Raw genomic sequence first — 26,613 nt, forward strand, 5'->3', positions numbered from 1 at the left:
TTGCGCAAGATGGTACTATTTTTTATACAACCCTCACGCGTATGCTGGTCATACGTTAGGTCGGTTGGTAAGAAGGATTACTATGACTCCCGCCGTTAAATTACTCGAAAAAAACAAAATTACCTTTCAGATCCACAGCTACGAACACGATCCTCAAGAGACCAATTTTGGCGATGAAGTGGTTCGCAAGCTGGGGCTCAATGCGGATCAGGTTTACAAGACGCTATTAGTGGCCGTTAACGGCGATATGAAACATCTGGCGGTCGCCGTCACCCCGGTTGCCGGACAGTTGGATTTGAAGAAAGTGGCCAAAGCGCTGGGCGCCAAGAAGGTAGATATGGCCGACCCAATGGTCGCACAGCGGATCACCGGATACCTGGTCGGCGGCATCAGCCCGCTTGGGCAGAAAAAGCGCCTGCCGACGGTGATTGATGCCCCGGCGCAGGAGTTTGCCACCATCTATATTTCCGGCGGCAAACGCGGGCTCGATATCGAACTGGCGGCAAGCGATCTGGCGAAGCTTCTGGACGCGAAGTTCGCCGATATCGCCCGCCGCGATTGAGCACACTATCCCGGATAGCGGCGCACGCGCCTTATCCGGGCTACCCAACGGGTAGCCACGGTATGAATAGCCAACCTGAAGCCCAGGCTTACTGCCAGCTGACCTCGCCTTTCGGCTCGTAGGCTGCCGCATCCAGAGGCGAGTTCTTCTCGATGTACTCTTTCAGCACCTCGGCATCGATAAAGCCGGTATTTACGTATCCCGGTTTATTATCGATGTGCGGGTAGCCGTCACCGCCGGTGGCGTTAAAGCTCAGCGTCGCCATACGGTAAGTTTTCGCCGGATCCACCGGTTCGCCTTTGATTTTCAGATCGTTAAGCTTGCCATCTTTGGCAACGAAACTGACGTTGGCGAACTGCGGATAAGCGCCGGAATCCGGCTTCATCTGCGCGACGGCGGTCAGGTACTCAATCACCTCTTTACCACTCATATCGACGTAAGTCAGCACGTTGCCGAACGGCTGCACTTTCATCACGTCTTTATAGGTAATATCACCCGCTTCGATGGAGTCGCGAATACCGCCGCCGCTCATCACCGCGAAATCAGCATTGCTGCGCGCCATCTGCGCCGCCAGCAGCAGGCGCCCCATATTGGTTTGTACGAAGCGGACTTTGCTGCGATCGCCTTCAAGATGGCCGTTGACGCTACCTATTTTCACCTGTAACTGCGCCTTGCCTTTATTCTGGAACGGCGTTAACAGCGAGAGCATCTGCGGGTTTTCGGCAATTTGCGGCGTATACAACACGCGCTCGCTCTGACCGTTATCCCAGGTGACCTTCTTCTTCAGGTTGACCGGGATCAGCTGATAGTGCACCAGCTTCATCTCACCGTTGCGGAATTCAAAATCGGCGCGGCCGACATATTTCCCCCACTCGTGCGCCTGCACGATCCAGATGCCATTCTGGCGATCCGGCGCGCACGGGGTACCGGGGACATAATCGACCTGCTTTTTATTCTCCGACGCCATGCAGACCGGATCCTGCGAATGGCCGCCGACGATCATCGCCAGCGATCCCGCTGGTAAACTCCGCGCCATTTCAACGTCTCCCGGCGCGTTAGAGCCGTGATTACCGTTGTCATAGTGGCCCATGTGGGTGGTCGCCAGAATCACGTCCGGCTTTTCATTTTGCTGCAGTTCCTGAATCACCAGCTTGGCTTCCGCCGCCGGATTACGGAATTCGATATCGGTGAAATATTCCGGGTTGCCGATTTTCGCCGTATCGTCGGTCGTTAAGCCAATCACCGCAATGTTCAGCCCGCCGCGCTTAAACAGCGCCCAGGGTTTAAACAGGCGCTCGCCGGTGCTTTTCTGATAGATATTGGCCGACAGGAACGGGAACTTCGACCACTTCTCCTGCTGGCGCAGCACGCTGAGCGGGTTATCAAACTCATGGTTGCCCACCGCCATGGCATCGTAGCCAATCAGGTTCATGCCACGAAAATCAGGCTCTGCATCCTGTAAATCGGATTCCGGCACCCCGGTATTGATATCGCCGCCGGACAGCAGCAGGACGCTACCGCCTTCGGCCGCCACCTCTTTGCGGATACCGTCCACCAGCGTCTTCTGCGCCGCAAGGCCATATTCGCCATAGTCGTTGCGCCAGAAATGACCGTGGTGGTCGTTGGTGTGCAGGATGGTGATTTTATAGGTTTTGTCCTGCTCATAGGCCTGCGCTGACAGGCTTCCCAGCGATAAGGCGGTGAATAACGCCAGCGCCACGCCGCGTTTTAAATAATGCATGTTTCACTCCCTGACTTAATAACAAGTGCCGAAAGTATAGCGAGTCAGCCGCTTTGACAAATATGTTTTCAGAATTGCGACTTCCTTCAAACCTTAGGGACAGGTATGTTAGTCTGATAATAATTCTACCCGTCATACTTCAAGTTGCATGTGCGTTGGCAATAACTCGGCCCATCCCTGGGCCTTGCCCTTACGGGCGCAGTGAACTGCGTTCAAATTCGTTCCTGACGAATTTGTCCTCGCTCACCCCAGTCACTTACTAGAGTAAGCTCCTGGGGATTCTCTGTGTCGCCGCCTTCTTGCAACTCGAATTATTTAGGGTATCAACCTGCATTCTCTACAACAAATAGAACTCGCTGAAGTGAACCTATGACAACCAACCAATCCGCTCAATCCTTACCCGGTACCGGCGCGCCGCCGCAAAAAGCGCGCACCTCATTTGGCATCCTGGGGGCAATCAGCCTCTCCCATCTGCTAAACGATATGATCCAATCGCTCATCCTGGCGATTTATCCGCTACTGCAGGCGGAGTTCTCGTTAACCTTCGTGCAGATTGGCATGATCACCCTCACCTTCCAGCTGACGTCATCGCTATTCCAGCCGGTGATTGGTTACATCACCGATAAACGCTCGATGCCGTGGTCATTACCGGTAGGGATGTGTTTCACCCTCTGCGGCTTAATTCTGTTAGCGCTGGCCGGTAGCTTCGGCATGGTACTGCTGGCCGCTGCGCTTGTCGGCACCGGCTCTTCGGTCTTCCATCCGGAATCCTCGCGCGTGGCGCGGATGGCCTCCGGCGGCCGTCACGGTCTGGCGCAATCGCTATTCCAGGTTGGCGGCAACTTCGGCAGCTCGCTGGGGCCGCTGCTGGCGGCGGTGATTATCGCCCCCTACGGCAAAGGCAACGTCGCCTGGTTCGTGCTGGCCGCGCTGCTGGCGATCGTCGTGCTGTCGCAAATCAGCCGCTGGTACGCCGCGCAACATCGGATGAATAAAGGCAAGCCGAAGCCGGTTATCGTTAATCCTCTGCCGCGTAACAAGGTTATCCTGGCCGTCTGCATCCTGTTAATGCTGATTTTCTCCAAATACTTCTACATGGCGAGTATTAGCAGCTATTACACCTTTTATCTGATGCACAAGTTCGGATTATCGGTGCAAAACGCCCAGCTTCACTTGTTCGCCTTCCTGTTCGCGGTGGCCGCAGGAACGGTGATTGGCGGGCCTGTTGGCGATAAAATTGGTCGTAAATATGTAATTTGGGGCTCTATCCTCGGCGTGGCGCCATTTACCCTCATTTTACCGTACGCATCGCTCGAATGGACCGGGATCCTGACCGTGATAATTGGTTTTATCCTCGCATCAGCCTTTTCCGCTATTCTGGTCTATGCCCAGGAGCTGTTGCCGGGGAGAATCGGTATGGTTTCCGGCCTGTTCTTCGGATTCGCGTTTGGCATGGGCGGCCTTGGCGCCGCGGTGTTGGGGTTGTTAGCCGACCATACCAGCATCGATCTGGTCTATAAAATCTGTGCTTTCCTGCCGCTTCTCGGCATTCTGACGATATTCCTGCCTAATAACCATCAAAAAGCCTGAGTATCTGGCGGCCAAAGTGAAAGTTTGGCCGCCGCAATCCCTTATCTCATCAGCATTACCTCACCATGACCTGCCGCCATTTTCCTGTCTGTGCTTTTTTCTGCCGTAATTCCAATTTTTCGCAAATTTCAATAATTATTCATAAACAAAACGAGCAAAAGTGTCATAAACTATTAATCGGTTTTTTGCTTTAAGTAGCGAAAATGGATCGGCTCACCACACGCAAGGAGACGGAATGCATCACGCAACACCGCTAATCACCACCATTGTCGGCGGCCTTGTGCTCGCCTTTATCCTCGGCATGATTGCCAATAAGCTACGTATTTCACCACTGGTAGGATATTTATTAGCGGGCGTGCTGGCCGGTCCATTTACTCCTGGTTTTGTTGCTGATACTAAACTTGCGCCTGAACTGGCCGAACTCGGCGTCATCTTGCTGATGTTTGGCGTCGGGCTGCACTTTTCGCTGAAAGATCTCATGGCGGTAAAGTCGATAGCCATTCCCGGCGCCATCGCCCAGATAGCCGTGGCGACGCTGCTCGGGATGGCGCTCTCTTCCCTGCTCGGCTGGTCGCTGATGACCGGCATCGTCTTTGGCCTGTGTCTTTCCACCGCCAGTACCGTGGTGCTGCTGCGCGCGCTGGAGGAACGGCAGCTTATTGATAGCCAGCGTGGGCAAATCGCCATCGGCTGGCTGATCGTTGAAGATTTAGTGATGGTACTGACGCTGGTGCTGCTGCCCGCTATCGCCGGGATGGTCGAAAAAGGCGATGTCGGGCTGGCGTCGTTGGCGCTCGACATGGGCATTACCATCGGTAAAGTGGTCGCCTTTATCGCCATTATGATGCTGGTGGGACGCCGTCTGGTGCCGTGGATCATGTCGCGCAGCGCGGCAACCGGCTCCCGCGAACTGTTTACCCTGTCGGTGCTGGCGCTGGCGCTCGGCATCGCCTTCGGCGCCGTTGAGCTGTTCGACGTCTCCTTCGCCCTCGGCGCATTCTTCGCCGGGATGGTGCTTAACGAATCCGAACTCAGCCACCGCGCCGCTCACGATACGCTGCCGCTACGCGACGCTTTCGCGGTGCTATTCTTCGTCTCCGTCGGGATGCTGTTTGACCCGATGATTCTGGTCGAACAGCCGCTGGCGGTGCTGGCAACGCTGGCGATTATCATTTTTGGTAAATCCGCCGCCGCCTTCTTCCTGGTACGTATGTTCGGCCACTCGCCGCGTACCGCCCTGACCATCGCCGCCAGCCTGGCGCAAATCGGGGAATTCGCCTTTATCCTTGCCGGTCTCGGCATGGCGCTGGATCTGCTGCCGCAGGCCGGGCAGAACCTGGTGCTGGCCGGGGCGATAATTTCGATTATGCTCAACCCGGTGCTGTTTACCCTGCTGGAAAAATATCTCGATAAAACCGAAACCCTCGACGAACAGACGCTGGAAGAGGTGCTGGAAGACGAAAAACAGGTGCCTGTGGATATCTGCAACCATGCGCTGCTGGTCGGCTTTGGCCGCGTCGGCAGCCTGCTTGGCGAGAAACTGATGGCCCAGGGGATCCCGCTGGTAGTAATTGAAACCTCCCGCACCCGCGTGGATGAGCTACGCGAACGCGGTATCAGCGCCGTGTTGGGCAATGCCGCCAACGAAGAAATCATGAATCTGGCGCATCTCGACTGCGCCCGCTGGCTGCTGCTGACCATTCCTAACGGCTATGAAGCCGGTGAAATTGTCGCCTCGGCGCGGGAAAAATGCCCGAACATTGAGATTATCGCCCGCGCCCATTACGACGATGAGGTCGATTATATTACCGAACGCGGAGCCAATCAGGTGGTGATGGGGGAACGCGAAATCGCGCGGGCGATGTTACGTCTGCTGGAAACGCCGCCAGCTGGCGAGATTGTTACCGGTTGATACGACGCCCCGCTCGCGGGGCGTACTCTTATCGCGGGATTAACGGTCCCAGTAGGCCTCTTCCAGGCTATCTTCCCGCTCCGGCAGGCCGCGGGTTAAACGCGGTGAATGCTGATTCAGCACCTGATAGCTGACGCGGTTGGCGTATTTGCACACCTGCGCCAGCGATGAGTAGGTCAGCCATTTGCACTTATGTTTGCTGGAGTTCGGCACGTTATTACGATGGTAGTTATTGGCGGTGATATCATGCAACAACGCCGCCAGCGCGCCGTCCCCTGCGCCATTGGTGTTCATGATCTTCTCCGGGCCGCCCATATAAGGCGCGATGTGCGAATAGATACGCAGCGGATTAACGCAATCCTGATGGCGCATCGCACGGCTGAATTCATACTGGTTGAACTCGGCAATCGCCCCCGGCAGGAGCGGATGCTGCGTTTTACGCTTCGCTTCCTCTTCGGTGAAGCTCGCCATATACAGGCCCGCCGGACCTGCGGTGCACAGCACCAGGTCGACCCAGTCCAGCGCTTTATCCGCCGCGGTGAGCGGGTCGGCGATACCGGTCAGCGCTTCCGCTTCCTCTTCATTCATCGCCAGAATCGAAACATGTTCCTTGAGGAACTGCTGCCACCATTGCGGGTTGTCGGCAATCACGTATTTCGTGCCCAGCGTCAGCACCACCGGCACGTCATGCTTTTTGGCATACTCAATGGCTTTCATCGTCGCGTCCGGCATCGGCTCGCCCGGCTTACAGCGCACCAGGTAGGAGGTCAGCACCAGCGCGGAAGCGCCGGCGATCACCTCTTCCGGAATGCTTTCCGGACGCAGTTTGTTCATGTGGCCAGGACTGATGGCAAAGGTACGTTCGCCGCTATCGCTAATCAGCGTAAAACAGCGGCCAATAGCGCCATCGACGCCCTGCAGGTAGTTGAGATCGGTACGGCTGGAGGTATTGCACAGGTAGCGATAAGCGTAGCCGCCGATCTCAATATTGCTGCACATCACGCCGAGCAGCACCGAGCGGTCGTCAGCCAGTACCGAGTAGTTGTGCATGGTATTGCCAATGGTGCCACCGGCAAATTGATGGGTGATCAGGCCGTCGCGTACCAGTTCCTGATACAGCGCTTCGGCGACATCATCTTCAATCACCAGCGAATGACCGGCGCTCAGACCGTAGCGTATGATAAACGCCTCATCCACTTTCGCTTCGATATCCACCAACGTCTGGTCGATGCCAACCACCCAGGAGACGTTGGACTCATTTTCTGGCTGAATTTGTTGCAGCAGCGGATCGCGAGCGCTAACGGGGAAATAGTGTTTAGATTTGCGTTTACCGGGAAATTTCATAGTGGCGATTTAATGACAGGGAACAAGCGGGGAATAGTAGCATATTCCCCGCTACGCGCGCGATCAGCGATACGACGCGGTCAGGTTCACCATCATTTCAATATGCGCCGGATCGGCATTAAGCGCCGGAATATACTCATATTGCTTACCGCCAGCCTCAAGGAAAATTTCCCGGTTTTGCACCGCGATTTCTTCCAGCGTTTCCAGACAGTCAGCGGAGAAGCCCGGACAGATAACCTGAACGTGCTGTGTGCCCTTTTCGCCAAGCATTTTTAGCGTTTCGTCGGTGTACGGCGTCAACCAGGGTTCGCGGCCAAAGCGCGACTGGAAGGTCATCATCACCCGCTCCGGCGGCAGCCCGAGCACTGAGACCAGCTCGCGAGTGGTTACCCGGCAGCGCTGAGGGTAATCATCGCCCTCATGGGCGTAGCGTTGCGGAATACCGTGATAGGAGAGCAACAGCACATCCGGTTCGCCGTGAACGGCGAACGAAGCGCGCACGCTGGCCGCCAGGGCGTGGATATAGTCAGCGTTATCGGCATAGTCGCGGATAAACGAAACGCCCGGAATAGCGCGCTTTTTCGCGAGGATCCGCGCCAGCTCATCCCATACCGCCGCCACGGTAGAACACGAATATTGCGGATACAGCGGCAATACCACGATATGGTCAACATCCTGGGCCAGTAGCTCATCGACAGCGCTTGCCAGTGACGGCGAGCCGTAGCTCATCCCCAGGGCCACCGGGACATCCGGTAATCTGGCCGCCAGCGCCTGCTGCTGCTGACGGCTATACACCATCAACGGCGAGCCTTCCGCCATCCATACGGACTGATAGAGCTTCGCCACGCGGGGAGCGCGAATCGGCAGTATGATGCCGCGCAGCAGCGGCCACCACAGCAGACGAGGCGTATCCACTACCCGTTTGTCGCTAAGAAATTGTCGCAGATAGCGCTTCACCGCATCGGGCGTGGGCGCATCGGGAGTGCCTAAATTGGCTAGCAAAATACCTGTTTTCGTCTGATGCATTACCGCCTCTTAACCATTTGAATCGCTGACAATTGTAGCGTAAATGGCGTTAAACGGAACCAATCATAGCAAAAGGTAGAAATGAGAGGTGTTCTCATCCTGCCGCAGCAGGATGAGAAAGGGCTTAATTAGCCGAGGATTTTTTCCAGATCGGCGCGCACGTCAGCCACCGCTTTAGTGCCGTCGACTTTCGCGTACTGGGTGTTACCCGCCTGCGCTTCTTTCTGATAGTAGCCGATCAGCGGCGCAGTCATCTGATGGTATTCCACCAGACGCTTGCGTACGGTTTCTTCCTGATCGTCTTTACGGGTGGTCAGCTCTTCGCCGGTCACGTCGTCTTTACCTTCCACCTTCGGCGGGTTGAATTTGATGTGATAGACGCGGCCGGAAGCGGCGTGTACGCGGCGGCCCACGATACGATCGACGATCAGTTCGTCCGGTACCGCGAACTCCAGAACGTAGTCAACGGCGATGCCGGCTTCTTTCATAGCGTCAGCCTGCGGGATAGTGCGCGGGAAGCCGTCCAGCAGGAAACCGTTACGGCAATCTTCCTGGGCGATACGCTCTTTCACCAGCGCGATGACCAGCTCATCGGTCACCAGTTTGCCGGCATCCATAATGTCTTTCGCTTGTTTACCGAGCTCGGAGCCGGATTTTACCGCGGCGCGCAGCATGTCGCCGGTGGAGATTTGCGGAATACCGTATTTCTCCATGATGAACTGAGCCTGAGTTCCTTTACCCGCGCCCGGAGCGCCAAGCAGAATAATACGCATTACGAAAATCCCCTCAAATGTCGTTTCAATTTTTCAAAAAACGCTAAACCATACCACCAGAACGGCCATGGCTCAAGGAAGGCGGTGCGGCTGAAACGGTTAATGGTGAGATATTTTACGGTTGGGGAAGATTAAGGCCCTCACCCCGGCCCTCTCCCGCAGGGAGAGGGAGAAAAGGCCCCCTGCGGCAAGCAGTCCCCTCTCCCTTTTAGGGAGAGGGAGAAAAGGCCCCTGCGGCAAGCAGTCCCCTCTCCCTAAAGGGAGAGGGAGAAAAGGCCCCCAGCTGCGAGCAGTCCCCTCTCCCTTTAGGGAGAGGGTTAGGGTGAGGGTAAAGCTTAGGACGCCAGCAGCTGGTTCATACGACGGATGAACTGGTTAGGATCCTCCAGCGTGCCGCGTTCCGCCAGCAGCGCCTGATCCAGCAGCAGCTCAACCCACTCGCCAAACTGCGCGTCGTCCTGGGTATCGGCGGCGCGTTTGACCAGTGGATGCGCCGGGTTCAGCTCGAAGATGTATTTCACTTCCGGCGCCGCCTGACCGGCAGCGGCGAACAGCTTCGCCATCTGGGTGCTCATTTCGTCGGCATCGGTGGTTACAATCGCCGGAGTGTCGGTCAGACGATGCGTTAGACGTACCTCTTTCACGCGCTCGCCCAGCAGGCCTTTCACGCGCTCAACGAACGGCTCCAGCGCTTTTTCAGCTTCTTTGGCGGATTCGTCAACTTCGTCCGCCAGTTTCTCCAGCGACTCGTCGGCTTTAGCGACCGACTGGAACGCTTTACCGTCGAACTCGGTCAGGTAGCTCATCATCCACTCGTCAATGCGATCGGACAGCAGCAGAACTTCGATACCTTTCTTACGCAGCAGCTCGAGATGCGGGCTGCTCTTCGCCGCCGCATAGCTGTCGGCGGTGATGTAGTAGATCTTCTCCTGCCCTTCTTTCATGCGCGAGACGTACTCTTCCAGCGACACGGTCTGCGCGGAAGAATCGGTATGAGTAGTGGCGAAGCGCAGCAGCTTAGCAATGGCTTGCTGGTTGGAGGCATCTTCCGCCGGGCCTTCTTTCAGCACCAGGCCGAACTGTTTCCAGAAGGTCTGATATTTTTCGGCGTCGTCTTTCGCCAGCTTTTCCAGCATCTGCAGCACGCGTTTGGTCAGCGCGGTACGCAGGTTGCGGGTGACGTTGCTATCCTGCAGGATTTCACGCGACACGTTCAGCGGCAGGTCGTTGGAGTCTATCAGGCCGCGCACGAAACGCAGGTAGTTCGGCATAAACTGCTCGGCGTCATCCATGATGAAGACGCGCTGCACGTACAGCTTCAGGCCGTGCTTATGATCGCGGTTCCACATATCCCATGGCGCCTGCGACGGAATATACAGCAGGCTGGTATACTCCTGCTTACCTTCGACGCGGTTGTGGCTCCAGGTCAGCGGATCGCTGAAATCATGGGCAATATGCTTATAGAACTCTTTGTATTCGTCGTCGCTGACCTCAGATTTGCTGCGGGTCCACAGCGCCTGCGCCTTGTTGATTTTCTCCCACGAAATAACGGTTTCGCCGTCCACTTCTTCGCGTTTTTCAATCTCAACCGGCAGCGCGATATGATCAGAATATTTGCTGATGATCGAGCGCACGCGCCAGTCGTTGAGGAAGTCGTCTTCGCCTTCACGCAGATGCAGCGTAATTTCAGTTCCACGATCGGCTTTGGTGATATCGGCAACGGTATATTCGCCTTCGCCAGCGGATTCCCAGAACACGCCGTTCTCCGGCTTGTCGCCCGCGGCGCGGGTGCGCACGGTGACTTTGTCGGCAACGATAAAGGCCGAATAGAAGCCGACGCCGAACTGGCCGATCAGCTGGCTGTCTTTCGCCTGATCGGAGCCCATCGATTCGAGGAACGCCTTGGTGCCGGATTTGGCGATGGTGCCGAGATGGTCAATAACCTCATCGCGGTTCATACCAATACCGTTATCGGCGATGGTCAGCGTGCGGTTGTCTTTATCAAACGATACGCGTACGCGCAGCTCGCCGTCACCTTCATACAGATCCGGCTGGGACAGCGCGCGGAAACGCAGCTTATCCGCCGCATCCGAGGCGTTAGAAATGAGCTCGCGCAGGAAGATTTCTTTGTTGGAATAAAGAGAATGGATCATCAGGTGCAGAAGCTGTTTCACTTCTGACTGGAAACCACGGGTTTCTTGTCCTTTCATGTAAGTCGACCTCAACAATGCCATTTATTATTAATGGAAATAACGTGTTGGGGAGGAGATGGGGATAGAGGTGGGATTTTTCAAGCGGAGGCGGCGAACGCAGCCTCCATTTGTTCAGAAAATAATCTTGTGGCGGCCTGCGAGAGAGTGCGACAGCGTGGTGCCGTCGACCATTTCCAGCTCCCCGCCAACCGGTACGCCGTGGGCGATGCGGCTGGCGTCAACGCCATACTGCGCGCAGAGCTCAGCGATGTAGTTGGCCGTCGCCTCGCCTTCAACGGTTGGGTTGGTGGCGAGGATCAGCTCGCTTATCGACTCCGCTTCAAGACGCTGTTCGAGGCGATCGAGCCCGATGTCATCCGGCCCGATACCGTCAAGCGGCGACAGGTGGCCCATCAGCACGAAGTAGCGGCCGGAATACTGCCCGGTCTGCTCAATGGCGTAAATGTCCGCCGGACTCTCCACCACGCAGATCTGACCGTTTTCCTGACGACGCGGATTGCTGCAAATATTGCACACCTCCTGCTCGGTGAAGGTGCGGCAATCGGCGCAGTGGCCGATTTCCGACATCGCGCGCGTCAGCGCCTGCGCCAGACGCATACCGCCGCTGCGATCGCGCTGCAGTAGCGTAAACGCCATGCGCTGCGCCGACTTCGGGCCAACGCCCGGCAGACAGCGCAGCGCTTCCATAAGCTGAGTTAACAGCGGGCTGGTTTGCATCAGAACGGCATCTTGAAGCCTGGCGGCAGCTGCATGCCGGCAGAAACGGAGGCCATTTTCTCTTTCTGGGTCTCTTCAATGCGGCGCGCGGCATCATTGAACGCGGCAGCCACCAGATCTTCCAGCATCTCTTTGTCGTCTTCCAGCAGGCTTGGGTCGATTTCCACGCGACGGCAGTTGTGCGCGCCGTTGATGGTCACTTTTACCAGACCCGCGCCGGACTCACCGGTCACTTCCAGCTGCGCGATCTCTTCCTGCATTTTCTGCATTTTGTCTTGCATCTGCTGGGCCTGTTTCATCAGGTTACCCAGGCCGCCTTTTCCACCAAACATAGGCTTCTCTCTCAGTAAGTCATCGTTAAGGTACCGATCGCCAGTCCGACTGGCGATCAAATGGGTCGGATACTCTCTTCATCCAGATCGGCATCGAAGAATCTCCGCAGGGTCTGGATGTTGTTATCCGCAATAATCGCCTCGCGCGCCTGCGCGAGCTTCTCTTCATAAATTGCCTGCCGCCACTCCAGCGGCGTGCGCATCGCCAAATTATCGTCTTCAACGATGGTCAATTCAACCGGCGCGCCGTACAACACGCCCAGCGCTTCAGCCAGTTTCTGCTGTGCGCCGGCGGAATTAAGATGCCGCTGACTGGGGCGCAGATGCAGGCAAATGCGATTGCCGTCCTGCTCCTTCCACGCGTTCAGCGCGACCTGCTCAACCAATTTCGGTACCGCCAGTTGGCTCACTTCCGCCGCCCAGCTATCGCGCTCGACCGCTTCAACCGCCAGTTTCGCCGCCAGTTCTGGCGTTTTTTCATGCTCCAGCGCCTTTTTCAGCGCTTTCGGCGTGGCGACCTCGACTAAGGTTTCTTCAACCGGCGCCGTCGATTTCCAGCGGTAGGCTTCTTTCTTCGCCGGGGCCTGCTCAAGCGCGGCCGCCGCCGGACGAGCCTGTACGCGCTCGGTAATCGAACTCAGTCGTTCCAGCGCAGCGTTATTCACCGGCCGCGCGCGGGATGCGGCTGCCGGTTCACTCTTTTTTGGGGTGGTCGCTCCCGGGGTTCGCTGCAGCCGACTGCGCGCCGCCAGCACCTGGCTGGTGCTTTGCGGCAGATTCTGCGGCGGCGCTGATGGCGACGATACGGGCGGTGCCGCTTGTTGTACCGGCGCAGAGGTTGGAACCTGAACGGGCTTCACTTCCGGCTCTGGCAGCGGCTGGCGAGGATGAAACGCCAGCGCGCGCAGCAGCGTCATCTCAACGCCCATACGCCGGTCCGGCGCATAAGGCAGCTCTTTACGGCCAATCAGCAGCGTCTGATAGTAAAGCTGAACGTCGGCCGGCGGCACGGTACGCGCCAGTTCGCGCATTCGTAGCTCGACGGCGGCCATATCCGCCCCCAGCGCCGATGGCGAGAGCTGGACCATCGCGATACGGTGCAGCAGACTTTGCATTTCCACCAGCAGCGCTTCCCACTCAACGCCGCGCGCGGCGGCGTCGCTGACGCCTGCCATCACGCGCTCGCCGTCGGCGGCCACCAGCGCTTCTATCAAGGATAGTGCCTGATCGTCGTCGAGGGTGCCGAGCATTTCGCTGACGGACTGTGCGCTTAAGCGGCCATCGCCGCTGGCAATCGCCTGATCGGTCAGGCTTAACGCATCGCGCAAGCTGCCATCCGCGGCGCGCGACAGCAGCTGCAGCGCGCGCGGCTCAAACGCGATCTGCTCTTCGCCAAGAATGTGTTCAAGCTGATGGCGGATCTGTTCGACATCCAGCGCCTTGAGGTGGAACTGCAGGCAGCGGGATAAAATCGTCACCGGCAGCTTTTGCGGATCGGTAGTCGCCAGCAGGAATTTGACGTGCGCGGGCGGCTCCTCCAGCGTTTTTAATAACGCGTTGAAGCTGTGGCGCGACAGCATGTGCACTTCATCGATCAGGTAGACCTTGAAGCGGCCGCGGGCCGGCGCATACTGAACGTTATCCAGCAGATCGCGGGTGTCTTCCACTTTGGTGCGCGAGGCGGCATCGATCTCGATCAGATCGACAAAGCGGCCTTGTTCTATTTCGCGACAGTTGTCGCAGACGCCGCACGGCGTCGCGGTAATACCGCTTTCGCAGTTTAACCCCTTCGCCAACAGCCGGGCGATGGAGGTTTTCCCTACTCCGCGGGTGCCGGAAAAGAGATATGCGTGATGGATGCGCCCTAACGATAAGCCGTTCGCCAGTGCGGTCAGCACATGTTCCTGGCCGACGACGTCAGCAAAGGTTTGTGGGCGCCATTTACGGGCTAAGACCTGATAACTCATGGGCTGGCTCTGAAACGCTGGAAGGTGAATTCACGAGGGGGTAATGCTATCACAGCCCCGCCGGATCGGCGAGGCTATGTGTCGGGATTTGCTTAGTGGCCCGGGAAAGGCACCAGGCTAAAGCAATTGATGCCCAGTTTTTCCAGGCGCTGTTCGCCGCCCAGATCGAAAAGATTGATAATAAAAGCGGCATCGTGAACTTCGCCGCCCAGGCGACGAATCAGCTTCACGGTGGCGTCAATGGTGCCGCCGGTCGCCAGCAGGTCGTCAACGACCAGCACTTTATCGCCTTCTTTAATGGCATCAACGTGGATTTCCAGCTGATCGGTGCCATATTCAAGCTCATAGCTTTCGGCGATGGTTTCGCGCGGCAACTTGCGCGGCTTACGAACCGGAACAAAACCAACGCCCAGCGCCAACGCAACCGGGGCGCCGAACAGAAAACCACGCGCTTCGGTCCCCACCACTTTGGTGATGCCCGCGTCTTTATAACGCTCGGTTAGCAGTTCAATGCTAAGCGCGTAGGCTTTAGGGTCTTCCAGCAAGCTGGTGACATCGCGGAAAAGGATGCCCGGTTTCGGATAATCCTGGACGCTTTGGATGCTGTTCTTCAGATATTCAAGCTGCTGTGCAGTTGCGGTCATAAGTTTATGCCTGATTGAAACGGTGTTACCCACGGGCGTGCAAAATGGGCCAAAGAAACATTTGTTTAACCTTTGACCAGGCTTACCCGCGCTCGAAAACGCCAGAATTTACTGGCTGTCGCCAACAATTGCAACAGGCATTATTGCGCATCAGTGCTTTTGTTGCTTTGCGTCAACCACCGGAATGCGCCACATAAATATCAGCAGGCAGGCGAGGATCGCCAGCAGCAGGATGCGCACCCACATAAGCTTAACCAGCCACAGAGAAATGGCAAAGGTCAGTAAAATCATGATAATGGCTCGCGGCTTGGCCCCCGGCGGCATCGCCCGGTACTGCTGCCAGTGGCGAAGATAGCCGCCAAACCACGAGCGATAAAGTAGCCAGTGGTGAAAGCGCGGCGACGAGCGGGCAAAACACCACGCGGCAAGTAGAATAAATGGCGTTGTTGGTAACAGCGGTAAGAAGACGCCCAGCGTCCCCAGCACTACCGCCAGCCAGCCAATGATGATTAAAATAATACGTGGCATAATGCGAATCGTTATCAAGCAGATGTCGCTACTGTAGCACAGTTGCTGAGTAGGGAATGGAGGAGTTATTTGAAAACAACCCGGCTTTTACAAACGCTGGAAAGTCAGCTGGCCGAGCTGGCGCTTCAGGTGGCGCCGTTCGCCAATCACGCCACGCTGAGCCCGCGTTTCGACCGCCAGCTGTTCCGTACCCGCGACACGCAGATGCAGGCTTACCTTGACGAAGCGCGGCATAATTTTACCGAGCTCCAGCATGCCGTCGAACATCAGCATCTGCCCCAGGTCGCCTGGCTTGCCGAACGGCTGGTAGCGCAGATTGCCGCCATTAGCCGCGAGACGGCGACCTGGTCGTTACGCCACTGGGATAGCGCCTCGCCGACGCTAAACCGCTGGCAACGCCGCCGCCTGCAGCACCAGGAGTATGAGCGCCGCCTGCTGGCGATGCGCAACGGTCGTCAACGTCAGCTGGCGTCGGCAACAACCCTTGCCGAACAGCAGCGGCTGACCAAAGAGGTCGAGGCCTATGCCGGGCGCCTGGCCCGCTGTCGCGATGCGCTGGAAAATATTGAAAACGTACTGGCGCGTTTAACGCGCTAACAGGAGAGGATTATGTCGCTGGAAAATGCACCAGACGAAGTCAAACTGGCCGTCGATTTAATCATGTTGCTGGAGGAAAACCGGGTCAGCGCAAAAACGGTGCTGGGAGCGTTGGATATTATTAAGCGCGACTATGAAAACAAACTGAAAAACGCCCAACCTGACGCGCCTTTGTCAGAAGAATAAAACGATTCGGGGCGGCATATGCCGCCCCGATTAGCGATTATGCGACGTCTGGCGCCGTATCATCCCCTTTATTATCGCGCTTCACTTCCGTCACTTCATCTCCCTTCTCGTTACGCAGATGAACTTCCAGCTGGTTGAAGGCAATATCGATATTGTTTTCACGGCACAGGCGATCGATCGAACGGTTCAATTCGTCCACCGCGTAGCTGCGATCGCGCAGTTCACGCACGTAGAGGCGCAGTTCATGATCCAGCGTGCTGGCGCCGAAGGTGGTAAAGAAGACCGACGGCGCCGGTTCCTGCATCACTTTCGGATGTTCATGCGCCGCCTGCAGCAGCACCTCTTTCACTTTATCGAGATCGGATCCGTAGGCCACACCCAGGCGGATCACCACGCGGGTGATGGTATCGGAGAGCGACCAGTTGATCAGCCGTTCGGTCACGAAGGCCTTGTTCGGAATGATCACCTCTTTGCGATCGAAGTCGGTGATGGTCGTCGCGCGAATGCGGATCTTACTGACGGTGCCGGAGAAGGTGCCGATAGTCACCGTATCGCCGATACGCACCGGGCGTTCGAAGAGAATGATCAGACCGGAAACGAAGTTACCGAAGATCTCCTGTAAGCCGAAACCTAAACCAACCGACAGCGCTGCGGCCAGCCACTGCAGTTTATCCCACGATACGCCTAACGAGCCGAATACCGTCATCGCGCCGATGGCGATAATCGCGTAGTTAAGGATCGTCGTTATGGCATAGGAGGCGCCCTGGCGCATATTAAGACGCGACAGCACCAGCACTTCCAGCAGGCCTGGCAAGTTGCGAATCAGCGCCCAGGCGACCATTGAGGCGACAATCGCAAACAACAGGCTGCCCATGGTTACGCTTTTCACCACGCTGGCTCCGGCCTCGGTACCGTTGTAGTGCCAGAGCGTAATGCTGTCGAGATAGGCGAATACGGTAATCAGATCGGACCAAATCGCCCAGAACATCACCGCGAACAGCGCCACCATCACCAGCATGGTGATACGTAGCGTTTGCTGGTTAACCTGTTCGAGCGCGATCGTCGGCTCTTCCTGCGGTTCGGCGCCCTCCGCCCCTTCTTTCACCAGATGCTGGCGACGCGCCAGCGCCCGGCGCCAGGCAATACGCCGCGCCGCCACGCTCAGGCCGCGCAGCACGGTCTGGTACAGCAGGTTCCACATCATCACCAGATAGACGGTCTCAATCCAGCGGCCAGCCAGACGCAGCGTGGTATAGAAGTAACCGGTCGCCGTGAGGACCATCAGCGCGACGGGCACAATCGACAGCACGGTCACCGTTAGCAGGCGCAGGCTATGCGACTCTTTGTCACGCCAGCTTTCGCGGCACATCGGCCACACCAGCACCGCAATCAGCAGCAGGTTGACGAAAATAACGAACTGCCCCAGTACGTCGTCCATCAAATTAAGCGGAGAGAGCTCAGAGACGACCGACCAGAAATTCAGCGGCAGCAGCGCCAGGCTGACGCGGACGATCTGCCGCCGCCAGTGGCTGGTCAGCTGCGCGGGCATATTGAAATGCTTCACCGCCACGCCATCTTTTTCCAGTACCTTCCAGCACAGGCCGAACACCAGCCAGAACATTGCCAGTTTCTTACTGTAAGCCCACAGCAGGTTGCTGACATTCAGCTGCATGGTCAGCAGGATAAGCCCGACGGCGAGGATGAGCAGCACCACCGGCAGCGCTCTGATCAAATCAATCAGGATCGCTTTTGGCGTGTTGAGCTGGGTATCGTTGCGTAACTGACCTACCTGAGAGGCCAGCTTCGCCTGGTAATCGCGCAGCCACTGCAGGCGCCAGCGGATCAGACCGGCAATCAGTAGCAGCGGCAGCCCGGCAAGGAATGCGATAAACACCGCCGGCCAGGCTTTTTCCCAGTTGACGGTGATTTTCATCGATTTGAACTGGCCTTTCAGCGCTTCCGGGAAGGATTTAATCCACTCCCAATCCATCGGCTTATTGCTGTTCACCCAGAAAATCTGCTGGGTCAAGATCGATTTCAGATTGCTGGAGACGCTCATCAACTGCTGCTGGTTAATCTGCAGGTTGATGGCCATCATCAACTGGTTCCCCAGCTGTTTGTTAAACTGGTCGAGCAATTCACGGCGCATGTCCACCACTTCCAACAGGGCGTCGTGAACTTCCGGCGTGACTTCGCTGCTATGGCCTTCTTCCAGCTTTGCCACAAAGGCATCGCTCTGGAATAACGCATCGCGCTGCTGGTTAACCTCAAACTGCTCCAGGCGCAGATCGGCAATGCGGTTGGTCATATCCTGCAGCTCGTCTGCTGATGGCAACGTTTGCTGCTGCTGATAGAGGATACGCGACAGCAGCAGGCTGCCTTTCAATACGGAAATCTGCTCTTTGATATCGCGTTCGGACTGCAGCGCGCGGTCGAGCCAGTTTTTCACTCTGATATTACGCTGCACCAGCTGGTTGCCGTTTTCCGTCGCCTGAATCAGCTTTTCGCTGAGCTGGTGGTTAACTTCAAGCTCCTGCTTGACCAGCGGGTTATTTTGGATCCGCGAGGTCTCCTCCGGCGAGACCGCTTCCTGAGCGGTTTTCTCGGTGAGCGTCAGTCGCTTGCTGTTCACCGCTTCCTGCAACAGTTGCAGCTGATGTTCCAGCCGGTTGCTATGGGCGGTGACGTAGTCGCGCTGTTTCTGCAGCGTATCCTGCAGGACGGTATTGCCTTCCAGGCTCTTACGCTGCTGTTCGATTTCCGCGTTCAGCAACGCCTGCTGCGCCAGCAACAGCCCCTGCTGCGTCGGGCGCAGCGTCTCTTCGCCCGGCGCGGTGCCGTTGAGACGGTTACGAATTTGCTGTAATTGCTGAGAGGCGGAATACATCGCGTTCTGCACGCGTTCCGGCTGCGTCTGCAGCGAGACCAACTGGCTGTTATAGGTCGCCAGATCGTTCTGCGCGCTTTGCAGGTCGTCGAGCGCCTGCGACACGCGCGACTCTAGCTGTCGCAGCGACAACGTGCTCAGGGTTTTACGGGTGACTTCATCATCAGGAACGTCGCTCAGCGCATTCAGGCTGTCTACCGCCTGACGCATTTTCGCCGGCGCCTGTTCAACCTGCTGACGCAGTTGCACAGTTTCAGACTTTATACGTTCAATCTTATCGAGCGTTTCTAAAGTCTGGGTCAGGTCCTGCTGAACTAATTTTTCCTGCGGCGTGAGTTCTTTTTGCTTATTTAACGTAGTGAGCTGGCTTTGAATGTCAGAACGGTCAGGTAAATCTGCAGCCTGAACCTGGCTGAAGCTCAGAGTGCCAACTATAAGGACCAGTGCAAAGACAATGGTGGAAATAGCATGAGGCCAACGATTTGTATGCTGCATAGTATTAACATGAATGGTTGCAAATGCCGGAGAATACCGGGGGTCGTCGCAGCGCGCAGAATAGCACTTCTCCCCGCGCGCGAATAGCGGCAGAGATAAGTAAAATTTACCTTTATTTACTCCTGGTCGTCAGGCCACAATTGCAGACGGGCTACGCAACGATGGACAGGTTTGATACATCTCAATGAGCGTGTCTACATAAGCGCGAGCTTCCGCATGAAGATTAAAGGTCTCAGGCGCGAAAAGCCAATTCTCCATTAATCCGGAAAGATAACTACGCATCAGAATTGCCGCACGGCGAGTGAGTAAATTCGCAGGTAATTGTTGAGCAGTGATACACTCTTTTAATGTTTGCTCAATACGATCGTAGCTTTCAAGCCATAAACTGCGCTGTGCTTGTTGGACAACGGCCATTTCTCCGACAAATTCGCATTTATGGAAGATGATTTCCATCATCAGGCGTCTACGCTCCTCTACTACCGTCGCTTCGAGGATATAGACCAGTATTTCGCGAACAACTGACAGTGGATCGTTAGGGAATTTTGCCCGATACTCAACTTCGAGATCGCTAATGCTGGCGTCCGAAAGACTCCATATTTCATTAAACAGATCGGATTTGTTTTTGAAATGCCAGTAAATCGCGCCCCTGGTCACTCCGGCAGCTTTTGCAATCGCGGCCAACGAGGTAGATGATACGCCTTGCTGCGAAAACAAACGCAGGGCAACGTCAAGAATCAGTTGCCGGGTTTCAAGTGCCTGTTGTTTGGTTTTTCGTGCCATAGGTTGATGACTTTACAGAGGTTGCGTTTACATACATTTATGAATGTATGTACCATAGCATGACCATAATAGAAAGACTGAAGTGGGTTTGTGGACGTTTGAGCCACTGAAAATTTGAAATTGGACACTCGAGGTTTACATATGAACAAAAACAGAGGGTTAACGCCTCTGGCGGTCGTTCTGATGCTCTCAGGCAGCTTAGCGCTAACAGGATGTGACGATAAACCGGCTCAACAAGGAGCCCAGCAAATGCCGGAAGTTGGCATTGTCACGCTCAAATCCGCACCTCTACAAATCACCACTGAACTTCCTGGCCGTACCAATGCTTATCGTGTCGCAGAAGTCCGTCCTCAGGTAAGTGGCATTATTCTGAAACGTAACTTCGTTGAAGGCAGCGATATTCAGGCGGGGGTGTCTCTTTATCAGATCGATCCGGCAACCTATCAGGCCAGCTATGAAAGCGCCAAAGGCGACTTAGCGAAAGCCCAGGCCGCCGCAAACATCGCTCAGTTGACGGTCAAACGTTATCAGAAACTGCTTGGCACGAAATACATCAGTCAACAAGACTACGACACCGCCGTTGCCGACGCTCAGCAAAGCAACGCCGCCGTCGTCGCGGCAAAAGCCGCGGTTGAAACCGCGCGCATCAACCTGGCTTATACCAAAGTGACTTCGCCAATCAGCGGCCGCATTGGTAAATCCGCGGTCACCGAGGGCGCGCTGGTGCAAAACGGGCAAGCTACCGCGCTGGCGACCGTTCAACAGTTAGATCCTATTTATGTTGACGTTACCCAATCGAGCAACGATTTCCTGCGTCTGAAACAGGAACTGGCGAACGGTAAACTGAAGCAAGAAAACGGCAAAGCGAAAGTCGAACTGGTGACCAACGACGGTCTGAAATACCCGCAAGACGGCACGCTGGAATTCTCTGATGTCACCGTTGACCAGACCACCGGTTCTATCACGCTGCGCGCGATCTTCCCGAACCCGGACCACACCCTGCTGCCAGGGATGTTCGTCCGCGCACGCCTGGAAGAAGGTATTAACCCGGATGCGCTGCTGGTTCCGCAACAGGGCGTTACCCGTACCCCGCGCGGCGATGCCAGCGTGATGGTGGTTGGCGAAGGCGACAAAGTTGAAGTTCGCCAGGTCACCGCGACTCAAGCTATCGGCGACAAGTGGTTAGTGACCGAAGGTCTGAAATCCGGCGATCGCGTGATCGTAGCTGGCCTGCAAAAAGTCAAACCAGGCGTACAGGTAAAAGCGCAGGAAGTAGCTTCAGACAACCAACAGCAAACCGCCGGCAACGCGAACGCTCAGTCTGAACAAACCAAGTCTTAACTTAAACAGGAGCCGTTAAGACATGCCTAATTTCTTTATCGATCGCCCCATATTTGCATGGGTGATCGCCATAATCATCATGTTGGCCGGGGGGCTTTCGATTATGAAACTCCCCGTGGCGCAATATCCAACGATTGCGCCGCCAGCAGTGACGATCTCGGCCACCTACCCGGGGGCTGATGCGAAAACGGTGCAGGATACCGTGACACAGGTTATCGAACAGAACATGAACGGTATCGATAACCTGATGTACATGTCCTCAAACAGTGACTCCACCGGTACGGTGCAGATCACCCTGACCTTCCAGTCCGGTACTGACGCAGACATCGCCCAGGTACAGGTGCAGAACAAGCTGCAGCTGGCGATGCCGCTGCTGCCGCAGGAAGTACAACAACAGGGCGTGAGCGTGGAGAAATCCTCCAGTAGCTTCCTGATGGTTGTCGGGGTTATCAACACTAACGGCACCATGACGCAGGAGGATATTTCCGACTACGTGGGCGCCAATATGAAGGATGCCATCAGCCGTACCTCCGGCGTCGGCGACGTTCAGCTGTTCGGTTCCCAGTACGCGATGCGTATCTGGATGGACCCCACGAAGCTGAACAACTTCCAGTTGACTCCGGTAGATGTCATCAACGCTATTAAAGCGCAGAACGCCCAGGTCGCGGCGGGCCAGTTAGGCGGTACGCCGCCGGTGAAAGGCCAGCAGTTGAACGCCTCGATCATCGCCCAGACTCGTTTAACCTCCGCAGATGAATTCAGCAAAATCCTGCTGAAAGTCAATCAGGATGGTTCACAGGTTCGTCTGCGCGATGTGGCGAAAGTTGAGCTCGGCGGCGAAAACTACGACATCATCGCGAAGTTCAACGGCCAACCGGCTTCCGGTCTGGGGATTAAACTGGCGACCGGCGCTAACGCCCTGGATACCGCCAACGCCATCCGCGCCGAGCTGGCGAAGATGGAACCGTACTTCCCGTCAGGCCTGAAAATCGTCTACCCGTACGATACTACCCCGTTCGTGAAGATCTCTATTCATGAAGTGGTAAAAACGCTGGTGGAAGCGATCATCCTGGTGTTCCTGGTCATGTATCTTTTCCTGCAGAACTTCCGCGCCACGTTGATCCCGACCATCGCGGTACCGGTGGTATTGCTCGGGACATTCGCCATCCTGGCGGTATTTGGCTTCTCGATAAACACCCTAACGATGTTCGGGATGGTGCTCGCCATCGGCTTGCTGGTGGATGACGCCATCGTGGTGGTAGAAAACGTCGAGCGCGTGATGGCGGAGGAAGGATTGCCGCCGAAAGAAGCGACCCGTAAGTCAATGGGTCAGATTCAGGGCGCGTTGGTCGGTATTGCGATGGTGCTGTCTGCGGTATTTATCCCGATGGCCTTCTTCGGCGGTTCAACCGGCGCGATTTATCGCCAGTTCTCGATTACTATCGTGTCCGCGATGGCGCTGTCGGTACTGGTGGCCCTGATTCTGACGCCAGCGCTGTGCGCCACCATGCTGAAACCGATTCAGAAAGGCGGCCATGGCGAGCACAAAGGCTTCTTTGGCTGGTTTAACCGCATGTTCGATAAGAGCACGCACCACTACACCGACAGCGTAGGCAACATTCTGCGTAGTACCGGTCGTTACCTGGTGCTGTATCTGATTATCGTCATCGGTATGGCTTACCTGTTCGTTCGTCTGCCAAGCTCCTTCTTGCCGGATGAAGACCAGGGCGTATTCCTGAGTATGGCGCAGCTTCCGGCGGGCGCGAGTCAGGAACGTACGCAGAAAGTCCTTGATGAGATGACTGACTACTACCTGACCAAAGAGAAGAACAACGTTGAATCGGTGTTCGCGGTTAACGGCTTTGGTTTTGCGGGTCGCGGTCAGAACACCGGTATCGCCTTCGTGTCGTTAAAAGACTGGAGCCAACGCCCGGGTTCAGAAAACAAAGTTGAAGCGATTACCGGTCGCGCGATGGCCCGTTTCTCGCAGATTAAAGATGCGATGGTCTTCGCCTTTAACCTGCCGGCGATCGTCGAACTGGGTACCGCTACCGGCTTTGACTTCCAGCTCATCGATCAGGGTGGTTTAGGGCATGAGAAATTAACTCAGGCGCGTAACCAGCTGTTTGGTATGGTCGCTCAGCATCCTGACCTTCTGGTTGGCGTGCGTCCTAACGGCCTGGAAGATACGCCGCAGTTCAAGATCGATATCGATCAGGAAAAAGCGCAGGCGCTTGGCGTTTCAATTAGCGACATCAACACTACCCTTGGCGCGGCCTGGGGCGGCAGCTACGTCAACGACTTCATCGACCGCGGTCGCGTGAAGAAAGTGTACGTCATGTCTGAAGCGAAATACCGTATGCTGCCAGAAGACATCGGCAACTGGTATGTACGCGGCAGCGATGGTCAGATGGTGCCGTTCTCCGCCTTCTCCACTTCCCATTGGGAATATGGTTCACCGCGTCTGGAGCGTTACAACGGTCTGCCATCAATGGAAATTCTCGGTCAGGCCGCTCCGGGACGCAGTACGGGTGAAGCGATGGCGATGATGGAACAGTTGGCAAGCAAACTGCCTTCTGGCGTCGGCTACGACTGGACCGGTATGTCCTATCAGGAACGCCTGTCCGGCAACCAGGCCCCAGCGCTGTACGCCATTTCGCTTATCGTCGTCTTCCTGTGTCTGGCGGCGTTGTACGAAAGCTGGTCGATTCCGTTCTCCGTCATGCTGGTGGTACCGTTGGGTGTTGTCGGCGCGCTGTTAGCGGCAACCTTCCGCGGGCTGACTAACGACGTTTACTTCCAGGTCGGCCTGCTGACGACCATCGGTCTGTCGGCGAAGAACGCGATACTTATCGTTGAATTCGCCAAAGACCTGATGGAAAAAGAAGGCAAAGGCCTGATTGAAGCGACGCTGGAAGCAGTACGTATGCGTCTGCGTCCAATCCTGATGACCTCTCTGGCGTTTATCCTTGGGGTAATGCCGCTGGTTATCAGCTCCGGCGCAGGTTCCGGCGCGCAGAACGCCGTCGGTACTGGCGTAATGGGCGGGATGGTGACCGCGACGGTTCTGGCCATCTTCTTCGTGCCGGTATTCTTCGTGGTGGTTCGTCGCCGCTTCAGTAAGAAAACTGAAGATATTGAGCATAACCATCCGGTTGAGCATCATTAATCTTGCTTAAGCTAAGGGCCGCATTTGCGGCCCTTTTTCTTTAGGGGTTTTTAAACGCACACATTGTTATTGTTTATTTTACGTTCTGACATATAATATACATTGATGAACGTTGTTCTATCTTTATTAAGATTTCCGTTATTGGCTTCACCATCAGGCTTCATTCAGAATATTCTTAATTACCAACAACCTCCCAACAACCTTTTCGCTGCAGGCAGGCGTCAATCAGATAACCTGATGATATATAAGGCTGACGTTCCAGTTTCGCCAAACATAAAAGGAATTCGTATAATAGGATCTGTTTTTTTAAGATAAATTAACCGTATTTATTGTAATTTTTCGTAATAGCACGGTGAAATGTCTTTGATACTGGATTATAGTTAAATCACAGGATTACAATGTTTGAGCCTGGTCTTCATCCCACAACGGTGTTTGTTAGTCGTCGTTTAAACCACTTACAAGGGGATGTGTTATGGACGAGTACTCGCCAAAAAGACATGATATCGCGCAGCTTAGATTTCTCTGCGAAACCCTGTATCATGACTGCCTTGCAAACCTGGAAGAGAGCAACCGCGGCTGGGTTAACGATCCCACTTCGGCGGTGAATCTTCAATTAAATGAATTGATCGAGCACATAGCAACTTACGCGCTTAATTATAAAATTAAGTATGCTGAGGATAATAAGCTGATTTCTCAGCTTGACGAATACCTGGATGACACTTTTATGCTGTTCAGTAGCTATGGCATAAACACAAGCGATCTCCAAAAATGGCGTAAATCCGGCAATCGCTTATTCCGATGCTTTGTGAACGCCAGCCGGGAGAACCCGGTAAGTCTTTCTTGTTAGAATTATTACATTCAAAAGGTGAAATGATGTCTGGTAAACCATTAACTAAAACAGACTATTTGATGCGTTTACGCCGCTGTCAGACAATTGATACGCTGGAGCGCGTAATTGAAAAGAATAAATATGAACTTTCCGACAATGAATTGGCTGTATTTTACTCAGCAGCCGATCATCGTCTTGCTGAATTGACCATGAATAAGCTATACGACAAAATCCCAACTTCAGTATGGAAATTTATCCGCTAGTTCATTTTCTGTCATTAATACCACGGCGCGTCAACAGGGATCACTCGGGATATTAAACGCCTGAGTCCCATATTGCTGCATATGAAACCGGTTTCGCTTTATACTGTTTCTTCTTTAACCAGGAGAAGACCATGAGCGAAGAAAAAAGGAAAATGATCGCCGGCGAACCTTACCTTGCTGGAGACGCAACGCTAAAAGCAGACCGCCTGTATGCAAGGCAGGTACTGCACCGCTATAACCACTCTGCTCCGGATGAACGCGAATCGCGTGCGGCACTGCTGAGCGAACTATTTGGCAAGCCCACCGACGCGTATATCGAGCCCACTTTCCGCTGCGATTATGGCTATAACATCAGCCTCGGCGCCAATTTTTACGCTAACTTTGACTGCGTAATGCTTGATGTTTGCCCGATTCGGATTGGTGATAACTGTATGCTGGCGCCGGGCGTTCACATCTATACTGCGACCCATCCGCTCGATCCGACGGAACGTAATAGCGGTATCGAGTATGGAAAACCGGTGGTTATCGGCAATAACGTATGGATTGGCGGCCGGGCGGTCATCAACCCCGGCGTCACCATCGGTGACAACGCGGTCATCGCATCCGGTGCCGTGGTGGTAAAAGATGTGCCGGCCAATGCGGTAGTCGGCGGTAATCCTGCACAAATCATCAAGCTGCTATTAACCGAATAATAGTAACTGTTATGCTTTTCTGTAA

Annotated in this window: 22 protein-coding genes and 1 other annotated feature; of the genes, 10 read left to right on the plus strand and 12 right to left on the minus strand. The window is 55.3% G+C overall.

Going from position 1 to position 26,613, the window contains the following annotated elements; translation table 11 throughout:
- The first annotated feature begins 82 nt into the window (after positions 1-82).
- Positions 83-562: a Cys-tRNA(Pro)/Cys-tRNA(Cys) deacylase YbaK gene (gene ybaK / locus ABLV66_RS19175; RefSeq protein ID WP_015367897.1), complete on the plus strand. Its 480-nt coding sequence runs from the start codon at positions 83-85 to the stop codon at positions 560-562.
- Positions 563-650: 88 nt separating this feature from the next.
- Here the strand turns inward: ybaK and ushA are convergent, their stop codons facing one another.
- Positions 651-2,303, minus strand: a complete 1,653-nt coding sequence (gene ushA / locus ABLV66_RS19180; RefSeq protein WP_047078638.1) for a bifunctional UDP-sugar hydrolase/5'-nucleotidase UshA — start codon at positions 2,301-2,303, stop codon at positions 651-653.
- 369 nt (positions 2,304-2,672) lie between these two features.
- On the opposite strand from ushA, the gene ABLV66_RS19185 reads away from it, so the two are divergent.
- Complete coding sequence (locus ABLV66_RS19185; protein WP_045393513.1) at positions 2,673-3,893, plus strand: MFS transporter; 1,221 nt, start codon at positions 2,673-2,675, stop codon at positions 3,891-3,893.
- A gap of 235 nt (positions 3,894-4,128) precedes the next feature.
- A complete protein-coding gene (gene ybaL, locus ABLV66_RS19190) occupies positions 4,129-5,805 on the plus strand; it encodes a YbaL family putative K(+) efflux transporter (RefSeq protein ID WP_015367901.1) in 1,677 nt (558 codons plus the stop codon).
- 39 nt (positions 5,806-5,844) lie between these two features.
- On the opposite strand, the gene ABLV66_RS19195 is transcribed toward ybaL, so the two are convergent.
- From ABLV66_RS19195 to ABLV66_RS19235, 9 genes are all read right to left on the minus strand, one after another.
- Positions 5,845-7,149, minus strand: coding sequence for an inosine/guanosine kinase (locus ABLV66_RS19195; protein WP_047078639.1), 1,305 nt, complete (start codon positions 7,147-7,149; stop codon positions 5,845-5,847).
- 63 nt (positions 7,150-7,212) lie between these two features.
- On the minus strand, positions 7,213-8,175 hold the full coding sequence (gene hemH / locus ABLV66_RS19200) for a ferrochelatase (RefSeq protein ID WP_047068109.1): 963 nt from the start codon (positions 8,173-8,175) through the stop codon (positions 7,213-7,215).
- A 128-nt stretch (positions 8,176-8,303) separates the two neighbouring features.
- Positions 8,304-8,948: an adenylate kinase gene (adk, locus tag ABLV66_RS19205; RefSeq protein ID WP_015367904.1), complete on the minus strand. Its 645-nt coding sequence runs from the start codon at positions 8,946-8,948 to the stop codon at positions 8,304-8,306.
- 335 nt (positions 8,949-9,283) lie between these two features.
- Entirely contained in the window at positions 9,284-11,158 is a 1,875-nt protein-coding gene (htpG, locus tag ABLV66_RS19210) for a molecular chaperone HtpG (protein ID WP_045393519.1), read from the minus strand.
- 114 nt (positions 11,159-11,272) lie between these two features.
- Positions 11,273-11,878, minus strand: coding sequence for a recombination mediator RecR (gene recR, locus ABLV66_RS19215; RefSeq protein WP_015367906.1), 606 nt, complete (start codon positions 11,876-11,878; stop codon positions 11,273-11,275).
- The gene (locus ABLV66_RS19220; RefSeq protein ID WP_008805448.1) at positions 11,878-12,210 is read right to left on the minus strand and encodes a YbaB/EbfC family nucleoid-associated protein; all 333 of its coding nucleotides are present in this window, start codon (positions 12,208-12,210) and stop codon (positions 11,878-11,880) included. Before ABLV66_RS19220 ends, recR begins: the two co-directional genes overlap by 1 nt.
- 56 nt (positions 12,211-12,266) lie before the next feature.
- A complete protein-coding gene (gene dnaX, locus ABLV66_RS19225) occupies positions 12,267-14,177 on the minus strand; it encodes a DNA polymerase III subunit gamma/tau (RefSeq protein WP_045393520.1) in 1,911 nt (636 codons plus the stop codon).
- Positions 12,870-12,934 (minus strand) — a sequence feature (DnaX frameshifting element). Its footprint overlaps the gene before it by 65 nt.
- A 92-nt stretch (positions 14,178-14,269) precedes the next feature.
- A complete protein-coding gene (gene apt / locus ABLV66_RS19230; RefSeq protein ID WP_015367908.1) occupies positions 14,270-14,821 on the minus strand; it encodes an adenine phosphoribosyltransferase in 552 nt (183 codons plus the stop codon).
- Between the two features lie 150 nt (positions 14,822-14,971).
- The gene (locus ABLV66_RS19235) at positions 14,972-15,349 is read right to left on the minus strand and encodes a DUF454 family protein (RefSeq protein WP_015704615.1); all 378 of its coding nucleotides are present in this window, start codon (positions 15,347-15,349) and stop codon (positions 14,972-14,974) included.
- Between the two features lie 69 nt (positions 15,350-15,418).
- Here ABLV66_RS19235 and priC point away from each other — a divergent pair, with 69 nt between their 5' ends.
- Together priC and rsmS are read left to right on the plus strand one after the other, a co-directional pair.
- A complete protein-coding gene (priC, locus tag ABLV66_RS19240; protein ID WP_316422991.1) occupies positions 15,419-15,946 on the plus strand; it encodes a primosomal replication protein N'' in 528 nt (175 codons plus the stop codon).
- A gap of 12 nt (positions 15,947-15,958) precedes the next feature.
- The gene (gene rsmS / locus ABLV66_RS19245; RefSeq protein WP_015704613.1) at positions 15,959-16,132 is read left to right on the plus strand and encodes a pleiotropic regulatory protein RsmS; all 174 of its coding nucleotides are present in this window, start codon (positions 15,959-15,961) and stop codon (positions 16,130-16,132) included.
- Between the two features lie 37 nt (positions 16,133-16,169).
- On the opposite strand, the gene mscK is transcribed toward rsmS, so the two are convergent.
- Together mscK and acrR are read right to left on the minus strand one after the other, a co-directional pair.
- Positions 16,170-19,514, minus strand: coding sequence for a mechanosensitive channel MscK (gene mscK, locus ABLV66_RS19250; RefSeq protein ID WP_045393525.1), 3,345 nt, complete (start codon positions 19,512-19,514; stop codon positions 16,170-16,172).
- A gap of 129 nt (positions 19,515-19,643) precedes the next feature.
- Positions 19,644-20,294: a multidrug efflux transporter transcriptional repressor AcrR gene (gene acrR / locus ABLV66_RS19255; RefSeq protein ID WP_045393528.1), complete on the minus strand. Its 651-nt coding sequence runs from the start codon at positions 20,292-20,294 to the stop codon at positions 19,644-19,646.
- A gap of 141 nt (positions 20,295-20,435) precedes the next feature.
- Here acrR and acrA point away from each other — a divergent pair, with 141 nt between their 5' ends.
- From acrA to maa, 5 genes are all read left to right on the plus strand, one after another.
- A complete protein-coding gene (gene acrA, locus ABLV66_RS19260) occupies positions 20,436-21,635 on the plus strand; it encodes a multidrug efflux RND transporter periplasmic adaptor subunit AcrA (RefSeq protein ID WP_045393531.1) in 1,200 nt (399 codons plus the stop codon).
- 22 nt (positions 21,636-21,657) lie between these two features.
- The gene (acrB, locus tag ABLV66_RS19265; RefSeq protein WP_047047062.1) at positions 21,658-24,804 is read left to right on the plus strand and encodes a multidrug efflux RND transporter permease subunit AcrB; all 3,147 of its coding nucleotides are present in this window, start codon (positions 21,658-21,660) and stop codon (positions 24,802-24,804) included.
- A gap of 472 nt (positions 24,805-25,276) precedes the next feature.
- A complete protein-coding gene (tomB, locus tag ABLV66_RS19270) occupies positions 25,277-25,651 on the plus strand; it encodes an Hha toxicity modulator TomB (RefSeq protein ID WP_045393536.1) in 375 nt (124 codons plus the stop codon).
- Positions 25,652-25,677: 26 nt separating this feature from the next.
- Positions 25,678-25,896, plus strand: coding sequence for a hemolysin expression-modulating protein Hha (gene hha, locus ABLV66_RS19275; RefSeq protein ID WP_015367918.1), 219 nt, complete (start codon positions 25,678-25,680; stop codon positions 25,894-25,896).
- A 131-nt stretch (positions 25,897-26,027) separates the two neighbouring features.
- On the plus strand, positions 26,028-26,588 hold the full coding sequence (gene maa / locus ABLV66_RS19280; protein ID WP_047068100.1) for a maltose O-acetyltransferase: 561 nt from the start codon (positions 26,028-26,030) through the stop codon (positions 26,586-26,588).
- Positions 26,589-26,613 lie beyond the last annotated feature (25 nt).

It is taken from the genome of Klebsiella sp. CN_Kp073, from assembly GCF_040065495.2.
GTDB lineage: Bacteria > Pseudomonadota > Gammaproteobacteria > Enterobacterales > Enterobacteriaceae > Klebsiella > Klebsiella aerogenes.